The organism is Bacillus cereus group sp. N24 (assembly GCF_016483345.1).
GTDB classification, from domain to species: Bacteria; Bacillota; Bacilli; order Bacillales; family Bacillaceae_G; genus Bacillus_A; species Bacillus_A toyonensis.
Window position 1 is genome coordinate 103,983 of record NZ_JAEHCA010000011.1, and the last position, 15,882, is coordinate 119,864.

The following is a 15,882-nucleotide window of genomic DNA, read 5'->3' on the forward strand; positions in this document are numbered from 1 at the left end:
CGCTATCTCTCTGCTTTTTTTAATTTCAGGAAAAGAGGAATACGAATGAGTTTACTTAAAGTTGAAAGTTTATCACATAGTTTTATAGATAAAGCCTTATATGAAAATGCTTCTTTTAGTTTGCATAAAGGAGAACATATGGGGATTGTTGGACAGAATGGTGCAGGAAAAAGCACGTTAATGAAAATATTGATTGGAGAAATCATTCCTGATAAAGGAGATATAAAGTGGCAACCTAATATTCAAATTGGACATCTTGATCAATACGCAGAAATTGATGGGGGCTATACCATTTCACAATATGTAAAGAGAGCTTTTTATGATTTGTATGAAATGGAAGATAGAATGAACAAGTTATATGAAGAAAGTGCTAGGACTGGAGATGAGAATCAACTATTAAAAGCGGCAGAGATTCAAGAACAGCTTGAGGCTCGTGATTTTTATTCGGTAGACAGTATAACGAATAAGGTGGCAGCTGGTTTAGGTATTGATGCTATCGGGATGGATCGTATTATTGGTGAATTAAGCGGAGGACAACGTGCAAAGGTAATTTTAACGAAGCTTTTATTAGAAGAGCCGACTATTTTATTACTAGATGAACCGACGAATTTTCTTGATAAGGAGCATGTGGAGTGGCTTGCTAATTATTTAATGAATTTTGAAGGGGCGTTTATTGTCGTGTCACATGATTTTGATTTTCTGGAAAAGGTGACTTCTTGCATATGTGATGTAGAGTTTGGAACAGTTAAGAAGTATTACGGAAAATACTCAGATTTTGTAAGACAAAAGGAGCATTTGCGAAAAGATTATATTCGCCAATATCATGCACAACAGAAGAAAATTGAAAAAACGGAAGAGTATATTCGTAGAAATATTGCTGGAGTGAATTCAAAAATAGCACAAGGACGTAGAAAGCAGTTGCAACGTATGGAAAGAATTGCGCCACCAAGTTTTACTCATAAACCGTCTATTCATTTTCGGGAACTTCCTATTTCAGTTCAAACAGTTCTTGAGGTAAATAATCTCGAAGTTGGTTATGACTTTGCTCTCTTACCAAAATTGAATTTTTCAGTAATGGGTGGGCAAAAACTTGTTATTACAGGATTCAATGGAGTAGGGAAATCTACTTTATTAAAAACAATTGTTGGCACTATTGCTAGTATTGCTGGAGAATTTCACTTCTCAGAGCAAATAAAGATTGGATATTATGAGCAAGATTTAAATTGGAGCGATGATTCTTTAACTCCGCTTCAAATTATTTCGGAACAGTTTCCTACATTGAATATGAAGGAAATACGTCATCATTTAGCTGCGTGTGGTGTGAAAGATACTCATGTTTCGCAAGAAATTCGTACGTTAAGTGGTGGTGAACAATCGAAGGTGAAACTGTGTGGATTGTTATTATCACCTTGTAATTTTTTAATTGTAGATGAACCGACGAATCATTTAGATGCAGAAGCGAAGGAAGCTTTGCGAAAGGCGTTAATACAGTTTAAGGGCAGCATTATACTCGTATCTCATGAAGCGAGTTTTTATCTTGATTGGGCAGATAGTATTTTCAATATAGAGACGGGATTAGTTAAGGGGGTGTGAAACATATGAATGAAAATAATTGGAGAATGAACATTATATTATTTTTGACCGCTCAAACTATTTCGTTGTTCGGTTCATCTCTCGTGCAATACGCGATTATATGGTATATCACCCTTACAACATCATCAGGGGCGATGTTGACCATTTCAACTGTTTGCGGTTTTCTACCACAAATTGCGATATCTTTATTTGCTGGTGTGTGGATTGATCGTTATGACCGTAAAAAGATGATTATGTTATCGGATGGGATTATAGCGATTGCTACGTTAATTTTGGCAATTTTATTTTTAACAGGATATAAAAGTATTTGGATGCTGTTTATAGTATTACTCATTCGCTCAGCTGGTACAGGTGTACAAACGCCGGCTGTGAATGCGTTAATTCCACAAATTGTTCCGAAAGATTATCTTATGAAAGTAAATGGGATAAATAGTAGTATTACATCTTTAATTATGTTTCTTTCACCGGCGGTAAGTGCCGCAATTCTTTCTGTTACTAGCATTGAAACGACATTTTTTATTGATGTTATTACAGCTATAATCGGAATTAGTATTATGTTTATCATTCAAGTGGAAGGACATGTGAATGTAGGGGGTAAGCAAAAATCTAATCTACAAGGTATAAAAGAAGGGTTTGCTTATTTAAAAGAAAATGTATGTATGAAAAGGCTACTCGTTTTATTAATCATTATTATGATTTTAATAAGTCCAGCCGCCTTTTTAACACCTTTAATGGTGACTCGTTCCTTCGGGGCGGAAATGTGGAGACTTACTGCTAGTGAGATGACCTTTAGTGCTGGTGCAGCAGCTGGTGGCGTACTGATTGCAGCATGGGGTGGCTTCCGTAATCGTATGCATACAACAGCGCTGGCCTGTGCGTTATATGGTCTGCTTATGGTAGGATTAGGAATTGCACCGGTATTTATTATGTATTTAGTCTTTAATTTTTTAATTGGTATAACAATGCCATGTTTTAATACGCCAGTTACTGTGTTATTGCAGGAGAAAGTAGATCCAGTTATGCATGGCAGAATGTTTAGCCTCGTACAGATTGCAAATTCATGTGCTTTACCTTTAGGGATGGTTATATTTGGTCCTTTGGCTGATGTGTTTAGTGTAGAGGTTTTGTTAATTTATGCTGGGATATTCGTACTATTTTGCGCAATGTATGTTGTATCGAGCAGGAAGTTTGAAGTGTAAATATATATTGTTTATAAAAGGTTTGTGAGGCAATTTAAGATGCTTCATAAACCTTTTGTTTTTTTATTCTAGTCAATAATAATTTATTGCAAAACGATAAATTATTATTGACTAATGATTTTATTTTGGATAATATGATGTTAATTAAGAAGAATTATATGAATAGAGGAGAATGTAAAATGAAAAATAAATACGTAGTAGCTATTTCTTTCATGATCTTAGCGATTATTTTTTTAACTATACATGCTTCAAACAGTAAAGTAGGAGCGGATGGATTTCTTGAAGAACCTTTCTTTTTCCTAGTACCGGTAAGTTATGTATTGTTCTTTAGTGGTATTGGTGTATTACTATTTGGATGTATTACTTCAAAGCTGAGAAAAAGTAATAGATAAAGTGAAGCTTAATTAGTGATGGATTCCCCAATCGGGACAAAATACTCACTATGAAATAGAAACATACCATATGGAAGAAAAATAATAAGTGAGCTGAATAATGATGAATCATTATTTTTATAATGGTAGACAAGTAGGGGCGGCTATAACGCTAGCCGGGGCACAGGGGACAATTCATGCTGTGAACCAAGTTATTCAAACGCAGCAACAAGCACAATTTGCACAAATGATGCAAAGTCAGTATATGTCGTATTCACAGCTTCCGATGCAAATTGTACATTATGATGTGCATCCAGCTGGTTTATTTTCCATTCCATATGGCGGGATATACTTCTTATGAAAGAAAGCGACTCAATAGAGTCGCTTTTTTATATTCCACCGAGCTTCATTCCAAGGAATGCGAAGAGGATACCGATTATGTAAGTAGTACTTACATATAAAAGGGATGTGTAAATTTTTTTGCGATTGAGAAGCTGAATGGATTCTAATTTAAACGTCGAAAACGTTGTGAATGCGCCCATAAATCCAGTTCCTAATAATAATTGCCAGCCTGTAGTGACTCCGTTGCCAATTATATACCCGAGTAAAAATGCTCCTGTTATATTAATAAGGAATGTAGCAATTGGAAAGGATGTTTTATTTCTTTTTTTAAACCAATTGCTAATTGCAAATCGTGTAATCGCACCGAAAAAACCTCCAGTTGCCACTAATAAAGCTTCCATCATAAGTGATCTCCTTCCGTAACTGATTTCTTAATTAAGAAATCACCTAGTGTATAGCCAATTCCAGACATAATGAGACCGCCAAGTATGCTACATGATACATATAGGAAAGCCATGCTCCATTCAGAATGATTAATTAATTGCATGGTTTCTATACTAAATGTTGAAAACGTCGTAAAAGAACCGATGAATCCAGTACCGATGCCTGTGATAACCTCCGAAGGTAAGATGTTTAGCCGTGCAACATATGTAGTCAGCCATGCTAATAAGAAGCAGCCGATTAAGTTAATGAGTAATGTAGCTAATGGAAATGAATGATGCCAAAATTCATGAATAGTAAGACCTAAATAATAACGAGAAAGGGCTCCTAATATACCGGCTATACCGACGATAATATAAATCAAATTCCTCACCTCTTTAAATAGCTTGCTCAAAAAAATAGACTCCTACCAGTAGTTATACTGGTAGGAGTCATTAGCTAAGCAGCGGTTATGGCGAACTCCATCGCCTATAATTATTACATATAGTGTACTAAAAATTGCGTTTGATTTCCAGTGAAGAAGTTGGTGTATTTTGTAGTTCTCTAATCGTTTAAGATAGGGAATCATTACTTATAAACTAAATATAGTGATATAAGGTTTTCAGTGTGATAAAATGTTTCGTATATCTGTCATTTTTTATTTGACTGAAAATAAAGAAAAATAAAATCGTATGTTTTAGAAAAGGAGTCGTTTGTTTGAAAAAGTTATTAAAAATAGTACTTATATGTATTTTAGTAGGTGTGGGAGTTGTAGGTGGGTTTTTAGCGTATATGACACTTACAAAAGAACAGCCAGCTGATGTTATAAGCTTGAAGGTGGAAAACAATAAGGAGCGCGTAATTGCGCAGGGAAATGAATTTAAAGTTACAACGTTTAATATTGGATATGCTGGACTAGATAAGGATCAAGACTTCTTTATGGATGGGGGAAAAGGGTCTGGTTCAAGTAGTAAAGAACAAACGGAAACGAATTTAAAGAATATGCTTTCGTTTTTACAAAATGAGAATAGTGATTTTGCGCTATTACAAGAAGTAGATATAAAATCAATGAGATCATTTGATATAAATGGGCATGAATTTTTGAAAAAAGGACTGCCTGATTATGCTTCTTCGTTCGGAAAGAACTATGATACAAAATGGGTTCCGGTGCCAATCACAAGTCCAATGGGATATGCTGATGCTGGACTAAGTACGTTTTCTAAATATACAGTTCAAACAGCGAAGAGGTTCCAATTACCAGGAATGGAGCCGTGGCCAAAGCGTTTATTTGATTTAGACCGAGCGATTGTTGAACATAAAATTCCTGTTAATAATGGAAAATTTGTTAGACTTGTAAATTTACATTTATCTGCTTATGATGAAGGCGGAAAAATTAGAAAGCAACAAGTGGAGTATTTAAAAGAATATATGAACAAACATTATAAAAATGGTGATTATGTAATAATGGGCGGAGACTGGAATCAATTAATTTCTAACGCTCAGTTAAGTGATCCGAAGTTCGTGAAGGAGCGTCCTGATTGGTTAGTAGAGTTACCGAAGGACTTTACTGATGGTGGCTTTAAGTGGGCTGTAGATCCGTCTGTTATGACTGTGAGAGATGATGTAAAGAAATACGTGGAAGGTGAAAACTTTGTCACGATTATTGATGGTTTTATCGTTTCACCGAATGTTGAAATTGTAAATGTACAAGGGAAAGATTTGAAGTTTGAAAATAGCGATCATAACCCAGTGAGTGCGGTATTCAAGCTGAAGTAATCGATACGTATGAGAAGGTGGGGCTTCATATATGGAGTGGTTAAAGAGAACTTGTTTTTCTAACCTTGAGAAAGAATCACAGAAAAATCATTTATTGCTGTTTATCACGATTTGCAGTTTTTTCCTTGGGGTAATCGCGATTGGGTATTACGGATATATTTTTACAGAGAGAGCAATAGCATTTTGGATGTGTGGTATTTCTATCGTAGTATTTGGAACGCTGCTTACTTTTATAGAAAGTATGGAAGCGATGTATAAATACATCATGACATGTATGCTACTTATTATGTCTTTCATTATGGTACAAGCATTTAATGAAAGCCCAGCTGTATTTCAAATGGTCTATTTTACATTAGCGGTTTCACTTATTTATTTGAGTGAACGTCTTATTTTAATTCTTGGCGGGGTAGCAGTTGTTGTTACATTTATACTTTGTAGTTATTGGCCAAATCAATTTTTTGCTTATACAGCATCATCTGAAGCTGCAAATTTTGCAAGCTTGTTAGCGATTGTAACGATCGCAATGTGGGGTGTCACAAAGATTGGTTCTAATCTTTTGGCTCGTTTAAGTGATGAGAAGCAAGCAGTGATGAAGAAAGCTCAGGAGTTAGAAGAAACGCAAAGGCTTATTGAGGAAACTGTTGTGAAGTTAGATAGTAATTTCAATCATTTAAGACAGAATATGAACACGTCGATGGAGTCGATGAGTGAAATTAATTTTGCTTTTGAAGAAGTGGCAGTTGGTACTCAATCACAATCAGAGATGATGTCACGTTCAGTAGAAGTATTGAATGATATGGAGGGAAATATTGACCAAATCATCTCTCAAGTAAGAAATGCTTCGATGCGTGTTGATAAAAGTTTGGAAATCTCAAAGGGTAGTGTAAACACTTTAAGAAATTTTGAAGCTAACATGAAAAGTTTAAATGATGTTGTTTCACAATCAGGAACGATATTTAGAGAATTAATGACACAATCGAAACAAATTAATGAAATTGTAGATGTAATAACGAATATTTCAAGTCAGACGAGTTTGCTAGCTTTAAATGCAAATATTGAAGCTGCAAGGGCAGGAGAACATGGAAAAGGTTTTGCTATTGTAGCGAATGAAGTGTTAAAGCTTGCTGAAGAATCGAATCGTTCTGCGGGGAGAATTCAAGGGATTTTGAAGGAGTTTAGTAATCAAGCAAGTAAAGTAGAAGTGCAGGTAGAGAAGTCAGAAAGAGTACAAGAAGAGTGTAACGAAATGTTAGCAAGTGTTTTAACGAATGTAACGGACTTAGGGAAGTTTATTGATACGATTAATGATGTAATGAGAGAGATTGTTGGTCATCAAGAAAATTTCCAAGTTAAAACGACGAATATCGTTAAAGATGTGACACATGCTTCTAACGTAATTCAGCAAACTTCTGCAGCTACGGAAGAAGTGTTAGCAAGTATTGAAGAAGAAAAGAATCGAAATGATACGTCGGTGAAGACGCTACATACTGTTAGTGAGCAAGTGAAGTTGCTAGAAGATATTTTAGAAAAATAATATCGCTGAAAAAGAGCACAAATGATGTGCTCTTTTTCATTTGAACGAATACTTGATAGGAATTTAATTGCTTTTCTATGAGTTTTCTGCCAAGCTTAAGGAGATAAAATTTAACTAATAGCTACTGATTATTAGTTGAACCTCGCAGATAGCGAGATAAAATACTTCAAAGAAAGAATTATATAGGTGACGCATATGATCGAAGTTAAGACTTCTGAACTTAGTGATGGAGAATTTAATAGAGGTGTATTTGCAACTCGTGATATTAAAAAGGGTGAGTTGATACATTCAGCACCAGTTATCTCTTATCCGAATGAACAGCATGAACATATTGAGAAAACGTTACTTGCTGACTACGCATTTGAGTATGGGGTAAATCATACGGCATTCCTTTTAGGATACGGCATGTTATTTAATCATTCATATAAGCCGAATGCAACGTATGATATCGTCTTCGAGAACCACACGTTTAACTTCTTTGCTTATAAGGATATAAAAGCTGGAGAAGAAATTTTAATCAATTATAATGGTGAAGTTGATGACGATGAACTATTATGGTTTGATAAGGAAAAAGAAGAGAACGAAAAGTAATATAAAGAGTATAGAAAGAGTATAGAAAGAGCGCATTCTGTGGGATGTGCTCTTTTTTTTATATTGAAGAAAATAAAGTAAAGATTACAAAAAAATACCACTTTATTTTCGTGTGGTATAGTAAGATACTGAAGGATAGTGTTTTGTAAAAGTTATATATTTTACAAATTGTTGTCTTTCTGATGACATGTCAAGTTTAGTAGTCCATTTGGGTTGCTTTATTATGCAATATATATTTTAATATGAGTGGCACCTCTTATAATTTAAGAGGTTTATAGGTGTCTCGAATTGATTTTGGGTACACTGTATCCACCACTTTAGTTTCATTTCATGTATGTGGGGATATTATGGGCCCGTATAGCGGGATAAAAAGAATATAGAAATAGAGGAATCGTAAAATGAATATGCAAGAGGTTTATAAATATTTAAGTACGGTATTGCCTGAAGGTCATGTTACACAAGATGAAATGTTAAAGAATCATACGCATATTAAAGTTGGCGGAAAAGCAGATGTGTTCGTTGCGCCTACGAATTATGATGAAATTCAAGAAGTTATTAAGTATGCTAACCAATATAATATTCCAGTTACGTTTTTAGGAAATGGATCAAATGTCATTATTAAAGATGGTGGGATTCGCGGAATTACGGTCAGTTTAATTCATATTACAGGTGTTACTGTAACAGGAACAACGATTGTAGCACAGTGCGGTGCAGCAATTATTGATGTATCACGTATTGCATTAGACCACAATTTAACAGGTCTTGAGTTTGCTTGTGGCATTCCAGGTTCAGTTGGCGGAGCATTATATATGAATGCTGGTGCCTACGGTGGTGAAGTATCGTTTGTATTAACAGAAGCTGTCGTAATGACAGGTGATGGAGAGTTACGCACTTTAACGAAAGAAGCATTTGAATTTGGATATCGTAAGAGTGTATTTGCGAACAATCATTATATTATTCTTGAAGCGAGATTTGAACTTGAAGAAGGTGTACATGAAGAGATTAAAGAAAAAATGGATGATTTAACGTATAAGCGTGAATCGAAACAACCTTTAGAATATCCTTCATGCGGTAGTGTATTTAAGCGCCCACCAAATAACTTTGCTGGTAAGTTGATTCAAGAATCAGGACTACAAGGAAAGCGAATTGGCGGAGTAGAAGTTTCATTAAAACATGCTGGATTTATGGTGAATGTTGATAATGGAACAGCACAAGATTACATCGATTTAATTCACTTCGTACAAAAGACAGTTGAAGAAAAATTCGGTGTGAAGTTAGAGAGAGAAGTAAGGATTATTGGAGAAGATCTACAATAATTTTTGAATTAAAAGCGTATAAAAGTATGAATTATTTTAAAATAACATTTGGGTATTGTTGACAATTTGTTTTCAATTCAATATAATGGCTAATAATTTAACAAATAACATACGTTGAAAGAGCCCAGTAGCAGTTTGTCACTGTTATCAAAGAGAGCTAGGGGTTGCTGGAACCTAGCACAAACAAACTTGTGAATTACACTCTGGAGTATCTTAGGTAACGCTAAGCGGAGTAGCAATCGATATTATTGCTAAGAGTGGTATGAATAGCTATGCTATTTATGCAAACTGGGTGGTAACACGGTGAATAATCGTCCCTATGTCATAGACATAGGGGCTTTTTTGTTTTTTAAAAATAAAGGGGATGACAAAAGATGAATATTATTGATGAATTAGAATGGCGCGGTGCTGTGAATCAGCAGACGGATGAAGAAGGTTTACGTAAGTTAGTAGAAGAGAAAAAGATTTCACTATACTGCGGAGTGGATCCGACTGGTGATAGTATGCATATCGGACATTTGATTCCGTTTATGATGATGAAGAGATTCCAATTAGCTGGTCATCATCCGGTTATTTTAATTGGCGGGGCAACAGGAACAATTGGTGATCCAAGTGGACGTCAATCAGAGCGTCAACTGCAAACTTTAGAAGTAGTGCAGCATAATGTAGATGCATTAACAGCGCAAATGAAAAAGCTATTTGATTTCGGCGGAAATAGCGAAGTGAAGATGGTAAATAACTACGACTGGACACATGAAATAAACATTATTGAGTTTTTACGTGATTACGGGAAAAACTTTAGCATCAATAGCATGTTAGCGAAGGATATTGTAGCAAGTCGTTTAGATACAGGAATTTCTTTCACAGAATTTACGTACCAAATTTTGCAAGCGATGGACTTCCATCATTTATACACGAAAGAAGATGTTCAACTGCAAATTGGTGGTAGTGACCAATGGGGAAATATTACGAGTGGTTTAGATTTAATTCGTAAGTTAGAAGGGCATGAGGCGAAAGTATTTGGACTAACAATTCCGTTATTATTAAAATCAGACGGTACGAAATTTGGAAAATCAGCAGGTGGTGCGGTTTGGCTTGATGCTGAAAAAACAACGCCATTTGAATTTTACCAGTTCTGGGTGAATACAGATGATCGTGATGTAATTAAATACTTGAAATACTTTACATTCTTAGCGAAAGAGCGAATTGATGAATTGGCAACGAAGGTAGAAGCCGAGCCTCATAAACGTGAAGCGCAAAAAGTGTTAGGCGAAGAAATGACGAAATTCGTTCATGGAGAAGAGGCATTATTGCAAGCTGTGAAAATTACATCGGCATTATTTAGCGGAGATATTAAATCGTTAACAGCTGATGAAATTGAACAAGGCTTTAAAGAGATGCCGACATTCCAGTCTTCCAAAGAGACGAAAAATATTGTAGAGTGGCTAGTTGATTTAGGGATTGAACCATCTAGACGTCAAGCTCGTGAAGACATTAATAACGGTGCGATTTCTATGAATGGTGAGAAAGTAACGGATGTAGGTACGGATGTTACTGTAGAAAATTCATTTGATGGAAAATTTATTATTATTCGTAAAGGGAAGAAGAACTACAGCTTAGTGAAATTGGGATAATAATTTTTGTGGAAGAGTGGAAGTAAGAAAGATGCTTTCACTCTTTTCATATACACAATTTCGACACAAAAAAGTCAGTATATTTAGATAATTAAAGAGGGTTATAGTATTTCTTTGCCGAATATAAGTAAGTAGAGAATATTACGGATAAAAATAGCCCGAACCATGCAGGGCATGATTCGGGCTTATATTCAGATTAGTAAGCTAAGCTGAATAGACCTTTAATGTGTGATAAGTAACGAACGTTACTTGCTTCTTTCATTAATGATGCTGGTAAGCCTTTAAGTGGAGTATTGCTTGCTCCAATTGTAGCAACAGCATCTTTACGTCCTAGACTAGCAAGTGTTCCAGAGTTTACAGGTGCGAACTCTTCGAATGCTTTGCCTTCTAGTGCTGCGTATAAGTTGTATCCAATTAACTCACCCATTTGCCAAGCAATTTGTGCAGTTGGTGGGTAAGGACGTCCGTCTGGAGCGAAGACAACAGCGCTGTCTCCAGCAACGAATACGTCTTTATGAGAAGTAGATTGTAGGTATGCATCAACTGTTGCACGACCACGGTTTACTTCAAGACCTGATTCACCGATTAATGGGTTACCTTGTACGCCGCCTGTCCAAACGAATGTGTTAGCAACAAGTTTTTGACCGTCTTTTAAGTCGATTTCATTGCCAGCAACGTTTGTTACAGGAAGACCAGTTAAGAATGTAACACCGCGTGCTTCTAGGCTAGTAGTTGCACGTTCGATTAAATGGTCTGGTAATACAGGAAGGATTTTTGGACCTGCTTCAACAAGAAGAAGTTTAACTTCTTTTGGATTTACGCCGTGGCTTTTTGCAAGTTTAGGCATAATGTCAGCAAGCTCACCAACTAGCTCAACGCCAGTTAATCCGCCACCACCGATTACGATTGTAGCATCAGCTTCGTTTTTCGTTTTCGCGTATTCACGAATACGGTCTTCAACGTGTTTGTAGATTTTGTTTGCATCAGCAGCAGATTTTAATACCATGCTGTTTTCTTCTAGTCCTGGAATACCGAAGTAAGCAGTTTTACTTCCTAAAGCAACTACAAGTGCATCGTAAGATAATGTAGTGCCACCAGCCAGTTTGATTTCTTTGCTATCAACTGAGAATGACTCAACTGTTGCGATTTTAAGATCGATATCTTTACCTTTGAAAAGCTTTGTAAGTGGCATTGCAATTGCTTGCTCAGCAACGTTACCAGCTGCAAGGCGATGTAGTTCAGTGATGATTTGGTGTGTTGGGTATTGGTTAATCACTGTAACTTGTGCTTCTGATTTGCTGTAAAATTTACGTACGTTTAAAGCGGCAAGAAGACCGCCATAACCAGCGCCTAAGATGACAATTTGTTTTGACATAGTATGATATCCCCCGTCTTTACTAATTGTTGTTATAAGTTAAATTATTTATTGTTACGTTCTGCACTAATTTGAAGATATGCGTTCACAAAGCGGAACATTTTTTGTGCTTGTGGGTCTTTTAGTAATTTTAATAGACCGAATAGGCCGATAACTTCGTTGCTTTCGTCAGCACGATCTTTCGCTTCGATTGCAGTTGCAGCCATGCTTTTCACTGTATCTTTTACAGGCTCTACAAGCTCTGTGATTGCACCAACAGTGTCGCTTTTTAATACTTCATCAGTAGCAACAGTTTGAGCGAAGTCATAAGACTTAGTTAAAATGTTAACAAGCTCAGTTAATTTTGGAAGCTGTTCTACTAGTGTTGTTAATGATTCTTGTACCTCAGGTTTTAACAACTGATCAAGTACATCAAGTTGTCCTTGGCTAGCAGAAATTTGTACAGTTTCTTGTTCTGGCTTTGTTTGAGTCATAGTTTCTGGCATCTCCAATTCTCCTTTACGATAGCAATACTCTTATTTTTTATAAGTAAGATAGTAACCGTTTACGAAACTTTATACAAAGTTTCACAAAACACAATAAAATGCCTTTAAATTTATGACAGCAACTAAGCTGCAAACATAAATCTAAAACCATAACGTCTTACTTATTATTTATGAACTGTCCGATATATGGCTTGTCCGCATAATGGAAAAGCTCCGTTACCGGAAAGTGTATATAATATATATCTTATATTATATACTATATACACCTATGTTAACATAAAAATGATTCCTAATTATTTGATATTGAGTGTATAACGTAGTGCTGACAAGGTATGAAAGCGTATAAAATATTTTGTTTCAGTTAGAAATGTACATATATATATAGAAAAAAAGGAAAAAACGAACAAATTCATGTTCGTTTTTTCCTTTTTCCTATTATTCACCTTCCGCAATTAGCATCGATGTGTTACCTTCTTTTTCAAGATGGCATTCGCCCCAAGAACAAAGAGAATCAAGAATCGATTCTAAAGACCAACCGTAATCAGTAAGAGAATATTCTACTTTTGGTGGGACTTGATTGTATACTTTTCTTTGAATAACTCCGTCGTCCTCTAATTCACGTAATTGCTGCGTTAACATTTTTTGTGTAATACCAGGCATTGAGCGTTTTAGTTCACTCGTTCTCTTTGTACCTTTCGTTAAGTGACAAAGAATAACAACTTTCCATTTGCCGCCGATAACTTCTAAAGTCGCCTCTACAGGAATATTGTATTTCTTCATATGAAACCCTCCTTTTGTGAGCAAAGTAAGTTAAATAATATAAATGTTACTTTTTAGTACCTATAGCACTTTAAAGTACGTACTTTTTATTATGTTAAATATGTTTCATAATAGCACATGTAAGAGGCAAGTGAGTAGTACGGTACTGAAAAGTGACTATGTTACTTTTTGGTGCCTATCGTACTTTAAAGTGCGTTCTTCAAAAAAAGAATGAAACCATTCATAATAGCATTTGTAAGTATGAAATATATGTTTTAGAAGATAGAAGGGCCCTTTTATCACACTATTATGATTGGATTTCTTGTAATAAGGAGGAATTCAATTGAGTTCATATACAGTACCATCTTCGGAAGTTCAGACGAATCGAAGAAGTATGTTTGCTTTATTAGCACTAGCAATTAGTGCGTTTGGGATTGGTACGACCGAGTTTATTAGTGTCGGTTTACTACCATCTATTTCAAAAGATTTAAATGTCTCGGTTACAACAGCTGGTTTAACGGTTTCCTTATATGCGTTAGGAGCGGCAGTAGGCGCTCCTGTTTTAACAGCGTTAACGGCTAGTATGTCGCGAAAGACATTATTAATGTGGATTATGGTTATTTTCATTATTGGTAATGGCATTGCGGCGGTAGCAACAAGTTTCACTATATTAATTATCGCAAGGATTGTAGCTGCATTTGCACACGGTGTGTTTATGTCGATAGGATCTACAATTGCGGCTGCAATCGTACCAGAGAATAAACGTGCTAGCGCAATTGCAATTATGTTTACTGGATTAACAGTCGCGACTATTACTGGTGTGCCAATTGGAACATTTATCGGTCAAGAGTTTGGCTGGAGAGCGTCATTTATGGCGATCGTTGTAATTGGAATTATTGCTTTCATCGCAAATAGTATACTCGTCCCATCTAATTTAAAAAATGGTGTACCTGTATCGTTTCGTGATCAATTTAAACTAATTAAAAATGGAAGACTGTTACTTGTTTTTATTATTACTGCACTAGGATACGGCGGTACATTCGTAACATTTACGTATTTATCACCGTTATTACAAGAAGTAACAGGATTTGAAGCAAGTACCGTTACTATCATTTTATTAGTGTATGGAATTGCCATTGCGATAGGGAATATGGTCGGCGGAAAATTATCGAATCATAATCCAATTCGAGCGCTATTCTACATGTTCCTTATTCAAGCGATTATATTATTTGTTTTAACATTTACAGCGCCGTTTAAAGTAGCTGGATTAATCACAATTATTTTCATGGGACTATTCGCGTTTATGAATGTTCCGGGGCTACAAGTATATGTAGTTATATTGGCAGAGCGCTTTGTTCCAAGTGCGGTTGATGTTGCTTCAGCAATTAATATTGCCGCATTTAACGGAGGAATCGCTTTAGGTTCTTATATAGGTGGCCTTGTAACGAATTCGTTAGGGTTAATCCATACTGCTTGGGTAGGCGGCCTTATGGTAGTAGGTGCTGTTATTTTAACAGCATGGAGTATGACATTAGAAAAAAGAGATCAAGTAAAATAAAAGGAGAGAAAATAAAATGAAAAACTTACAAAGTAAAACAGTATTAAATAATGGTGTAGAAATGCCTTGGTTCGGTTTAGGTGTATTTAAAGTAGAAGAAGGACCAGAACTTGTAGAAGCAATTAAATCAGCGATTAAAGCAGGATACCGCAGCATCGATACAGCTGCAATTTACGGAAATGAAAAAGCTGTAGGTGAAGGAATCCGTGCAGGTATTGAAGCGACTGGTATTTCAAGAGAAGAATTATTTATCACTTCAAAAGTATGGAACGCAGATCAAGGATATGACGAAACAATTGCTGCATATGAAGAGAGCTTAAAAAAATTAGAACTAGATTATTTAGATTTATACCTTGTTCACTGGCCTGTAGAAGGAAAATATAAAGATACATGGAAAGCGCTAGAAACACTTTATAAAGAAGAGCGTGTACGTGCAATTGGCGTAAGTAACTTCCAAATCCATCACTTACAAGATGTAATGAAAGATGCAGAAATTAAGCCAATGATTAACCAAGTAGAATATCATCCTCGTTTAACACAAAAAGAATTACAAGCTTTCTGTAAAGAACAAGGTATTCAAATGGAAGCGTGGTCACCACTTATGCAAGGTCAATTATTAGATAACGAAACATTACAAGAAATTGCTGATAAACACGGCAAAACAACAGCGCAAGTTATTTTACGTTGGGACTTACAAAATGGAGTAATTACAATTCCAAAATCAACGAAAGAACACCGTATTATTGCAAATGCTGATGTATTTAACTTCGAATTAACAAAAGAAGACATGGAAAAAATCGATGCATTAAACCAAAATCACCGCGTTGGTCCAGATCCTGATAACTTCGATTTCTAAGATTAAAGTAGGAAACAAAAAAAGAGTGCTTTTATGCACTCTTTTTTTGTGTGTATAAAAATATTTTCTAATT

General features: G+C 35.6%; 16 protein-coding genes, 1 riboswitch and 1 other annotated feature. Of the genes, 11 read left to right on the plus strand and 5 right to left on the minus strand.

Annotation, left to right across the window (positions count from 1 at the left end):
- The first annotated feature begins 45 nt into the window (after positions 1 to 45).
- From JDS95_RS17230 to JDS95_RS17245, 4 genes are all read left to right on the plus strand, one after another.
- A complete protein-coding gene (locus tag JDS95_RS17230; RefSeq protein ID WP_085450696.1) occupies positions 46 to 1,593 on the plus strand; it encodes an ABC-F family ATP-binding cassette domain-containing protein in 1,548 nt (515 codons plus the stop codon).
- A gap of 5 nt (positions 1,594 to 1,598) precedes the next feature.
- Positions 1,599 to 2,792: an MFS transporter gene (locus tag JDS95_RS17235; RefSeq protein WP_001004942.1), complete on the plus strand. Its 1,194-nt coding sequence runs from the start codon at positions 1,599 to 1,601 to the stop codon at positions 2,790 to 2,792.
- Between the two features lie 179 nt (positions 2,793 to 2,971).
- Positions 2,972 to 3,184, plus strand: a complete 213-nt coding sequence (locus tag JDS95_RS17240) for a DUF3955 domain-containing protein (protein ID WP_000792608.1) — start codon at positions 2,972 to 2,974, stop codon at positions 3,182 to 3,184.
- A 100-nt stretch (positions 3,185 to 3,284) separates the two neighbouring features.
- Positions 3,285 to 3,524: a DUF3947 family protein gene (locus JDS95_RS17245; protein ID WP_000980961.1), complete on the plus strand. Its 240-nt coding sequence runs from the start codon at positions 3,285 to 3,287 to the stop codon at positions 3,522 to 3,524.
- Positions 3,525 to 3,552: 28 nt separating this feature from the next.
- On the opposite strand, the gene crcB (JDS95_RS17250) is transcribed toward JDS95_RS17245, so the two are convergent.
- The gene (gene crcB, locus JDS95_RS17250; protein WP_000969609.1) at positions 3,553 to 3,909 is read right to left on the minus strand and encodes a fluoride efflux transporter CrcB; all 357 of its coding nucleotides are present in this window, start codon (positions 3,907 to 3,909) and stop codon (positions 3,553 to 3,555) included.
- Positions 3,906 to 4,310: a fluoride efflux transporter CrcB gene (gene crcB, locus JDS95_RS17255; protein ID WP_000639319.1), complete on the minus strand. Its 405-nt coding sequence runs from the start codon at positions 4,308 to 4,310 to the stop codon at positions 3,906 to 3,908. The genes crcB (JDS95_RS17250) and crcB (JDS95_RS17255) overlap by 4 nt, the downstream gene beginning before the upstream one ends.
- Before the next feature lie 54 nt (positions 4,311 to 4,364).
- Positions 4,365 to 4,424: riboswitch (Fluoride riboswitch) on the minus strand.
- Positions 4,425 to 4,642: 218 nt separating this feature from the next.
- On the opposite strand from crcB (JDS95_RS17255), the gene JDS95_RS17260 reads away from it, so the two are divergent.
- From JDS95_RS17260 to tyrS, 5 genes are all read left to right on the plus strand, one after another.
- Entirely contained in the window at positions 4,643 to 5,701 is a 1,059-nt protein-coding gene (locus JDS95_RS17260; RefSeq protein WP_000734848.1) for an endonuclease/exonuclease/phosphatase family protein, read from the plus strand.
- 31 nt (positions 5,702 to 5,732) lie between these two features.
- Positions 5,733 to 7,235, plus strand: a complete 1,503-nt coding sequence (locus JDS95_RS17265) for a DUF4077 domain-containing protein (RefSeq protein WP_000455095.1) — start codon at positions 5,733 to 5,735, stop codon at positions 7,233 to 7,235.
- A gap of 195 nt (positions 7,236 to 7,430) precedes the next feature.
- Positions 7,431 to 7,826, plus strand: a complete 396-nt coding sequence (locus JDS95_RS17270) for an SET domain-containing protein (protein ID WP_000573656.1) — start codon at positions 7,431 to 7,433, stop codon at positions 7,824 to 7,826.
- A 398-nt stretch (positions 7,827 to 8,224) separates the two neighbouring features.
- The gene (gene murB, locus JDS95_RS17275) at positions 8,225 to 9,142 is read left to right on the plus strand and encodes a UDP-N-acetylmuramate dehydrogenase (protein WP_001057110.1); all 918 of its coding nucleotides are present in this window, start codon (positions 8,225 to 8,227) and stop codon (positions 9,140 to 9,142) included.
- Positions 9,143 to 9,247: 105 nt separating this feature from the next.
- Positions 9,248 to 9,464, plus strand: a binding site (T-box leader).
- 52 nt (positions 9,465 to 9,516) lie between these two features.
- Complete coding sequence (tyrS, locus tag JDS95_RS17280; RefSeq protein WP_001021086.1) at positions 9,517 to 10,776, plus strand: tyrosine--tRNA ligase; 1,260 nt, start codon at positions 9,517 to 9,519, stop codon at positions 10,774 to 10,776.
- A 196-nt stretch (positions 10,777 to 10,972) separates the two neighbouring features.
- Here the strand turns inward: tyrS and JDS95_RS17285 are convergent, their stop codons facing one another.
- The 3 genes from JDS95_RS17285 to JDS95_RS17295 form a co-directional block, all read right to left on the minus strand.
- Positions 10,973 to 12,151, minus strand: a complete 1,179-nt coding sequence (locus JDS95_RS17285) for an NAD(P)/FAD-dependent oxidoreductase (RefSeq protein ID WP_000043190.1) — start codon at positions 12,149 to 12,151, stop codon at positions 10,973 to 10,975.
- Positions 12,152 to 12,195: 44 nt separating this feature from the next.
- Entirely contained in the window at positions 12,196 to 12,636 is a 441-nt protein-coding gene (locus tag JDS95_RS17290) for a DUF1641 domain-containing protein (RefSeq protein ID WP_001115309.1), read from the minus strand.
- Between the two features lie 435 nt (positions 12,637 to 13,071).
- On the minus strand, positions 13,072 to 13,416 hold the full coding sequence (locus JDS95_RS17295; protein ID WP_000760481.1) for a winged helix-turn-helix transcriptional regulator: 345 nt from the start codon (positions 13,414 to 13,416) through the stop codon (positions 13,072 to 13,074).
- 373 nt (positions 13,417 to 13,789) lie between these two features.
- Between JDS95_RS17295 and JDS95_RS17300 the strand changes: the two genes are divergently transcribed.
- On the plus strand, positions 13,790 to 14,953 hold the full coding sequence (locus JDS95_RS17300; RefSeq protein WP_002045713.1) for an MFS transporter: 1,164 nt from the start codon (positions 13,790 to 13,792) through the stop codon (positions 14,951 to 14,953).
- A gap of 16 nt (positions 14,954 to 14,969) precedes the next feature.
- Positions 14,970 to 15,809 (plus strand): aldo/keto reductase, encoded by an 840-nt coding sequence (locus tag JDS95_RS17305; RefSeq protein ID WP_000793554.1) that lies wholly within the window; start codon positions 14,970 to 14,972, stop codon positions 15,807 to 15,809.
- Positions 15,810 to 15,882: the final 73 nt, after the last annotated feature.

What these genes read in the sequence shown, in the direction of transcription:
- JDS95_RS17230 (WP_085450696.1), top strand. Translation starts at nt 46, where the DNA reads ATGAGTTTACTTAAAGTTGAAAGTTTATCACATAGTTTTATAGATAAA.
- JDS95_RS17235 (WP_001004942.1), top strand. Translation starts at nt 1,599, where the DNA reads ATGAATGAAAATAATTGGAGAATGAACATTATATTATTTTTGACCGCT.
- JDS95_RS17240 (WP_000792608.1), top strand. Translation starts at nt 2,972, where the DNA reads ATGAAAAATAAATACGTAGTAGCTATTTCTTTCATGATCTTAGCGATT.
- JDS95_RS17245 (WP_000980961.1), top strand. Translation starts at nt 3,285, where the DNA reads ATGATGAATCATTATTTTTATAATGGTAGACAAGTAGGGGCGGCTATA.
- crcB (WP_000969609.1), bottom strand. Translation starts at nt 3,909, where the DNA reads ATGATGGAAGCTTTATTAGTGGCAACTGGAGGTTTTTTCGGTGCGATT.
- JDS95_RS17265 (WP_000455095.1), top strand. Translation starts at nt 5,733, where the DNA reads ATGGAGTGGTTAAAGAGAACTTGTTTTTCTAACCTTGAGAAAGAATCA.
- JDS95_RS17270 (WP_000573656.1), top strand. Translation starts at nt 7,431, where the DNA reads ATGATCGAAGTTAAGACTTCTGAACTTAGTGATGGAGAATTTAATAGA.
- murB (WP_001057110.1), top strand. Translation starts at nt 8,225, where the DNA reads ATGAATATGCAAGAGGTTTATAAATATTTAAGTACGGTATTGCCTGAA.
- tyrS (WP_001021086.1), top strand. Translation starts at nt 9,517, where the DNA reads ATGAATATTATTGATGAATTAGAATGGCGCGGTGCTGTGAATCAGCAG.
- JDS95_RS17285 (WP_000043190.1), bottom strand. Translation starts at nt 12,151, where the DNA reads ATGTCAAAACAAATTGTCATCTTAGGCGCTGGTTATGGCGGTCTTCTT.
- JDS95_RS17290 (WP_001115309.1), bottom strand. Translation starts at nt 12,636, where the DNA reads ATGCCAGAAACTATGACTCAAACAAAGCCAGAACAAGAAACTGTACAA.
- JDS95_RS17295 (WP_000760481.1), bottom strand. Translation starts at nt 13,416, where the DNA reads ATGAAGAAATACAATATTCCTGTAGAGGCGACTTTAGAAGTTATCGGC.
- JDS95_RS17300 (WP_002045713.1), top strand. Translation starts at nt 13,790, where the DNA reads ATGTTTGCTTTATTAGCACTAGCAATTAGTGCGTTTGGGATTGGTACG.
- JDS95_RS17305 (WP_000793554.1), top strand. Translation starts at nt 14,970, where the DNA reads ATGAAAAACTTACAAAGTAAAACAGTATTAAATAATGGTGTAGAAATG.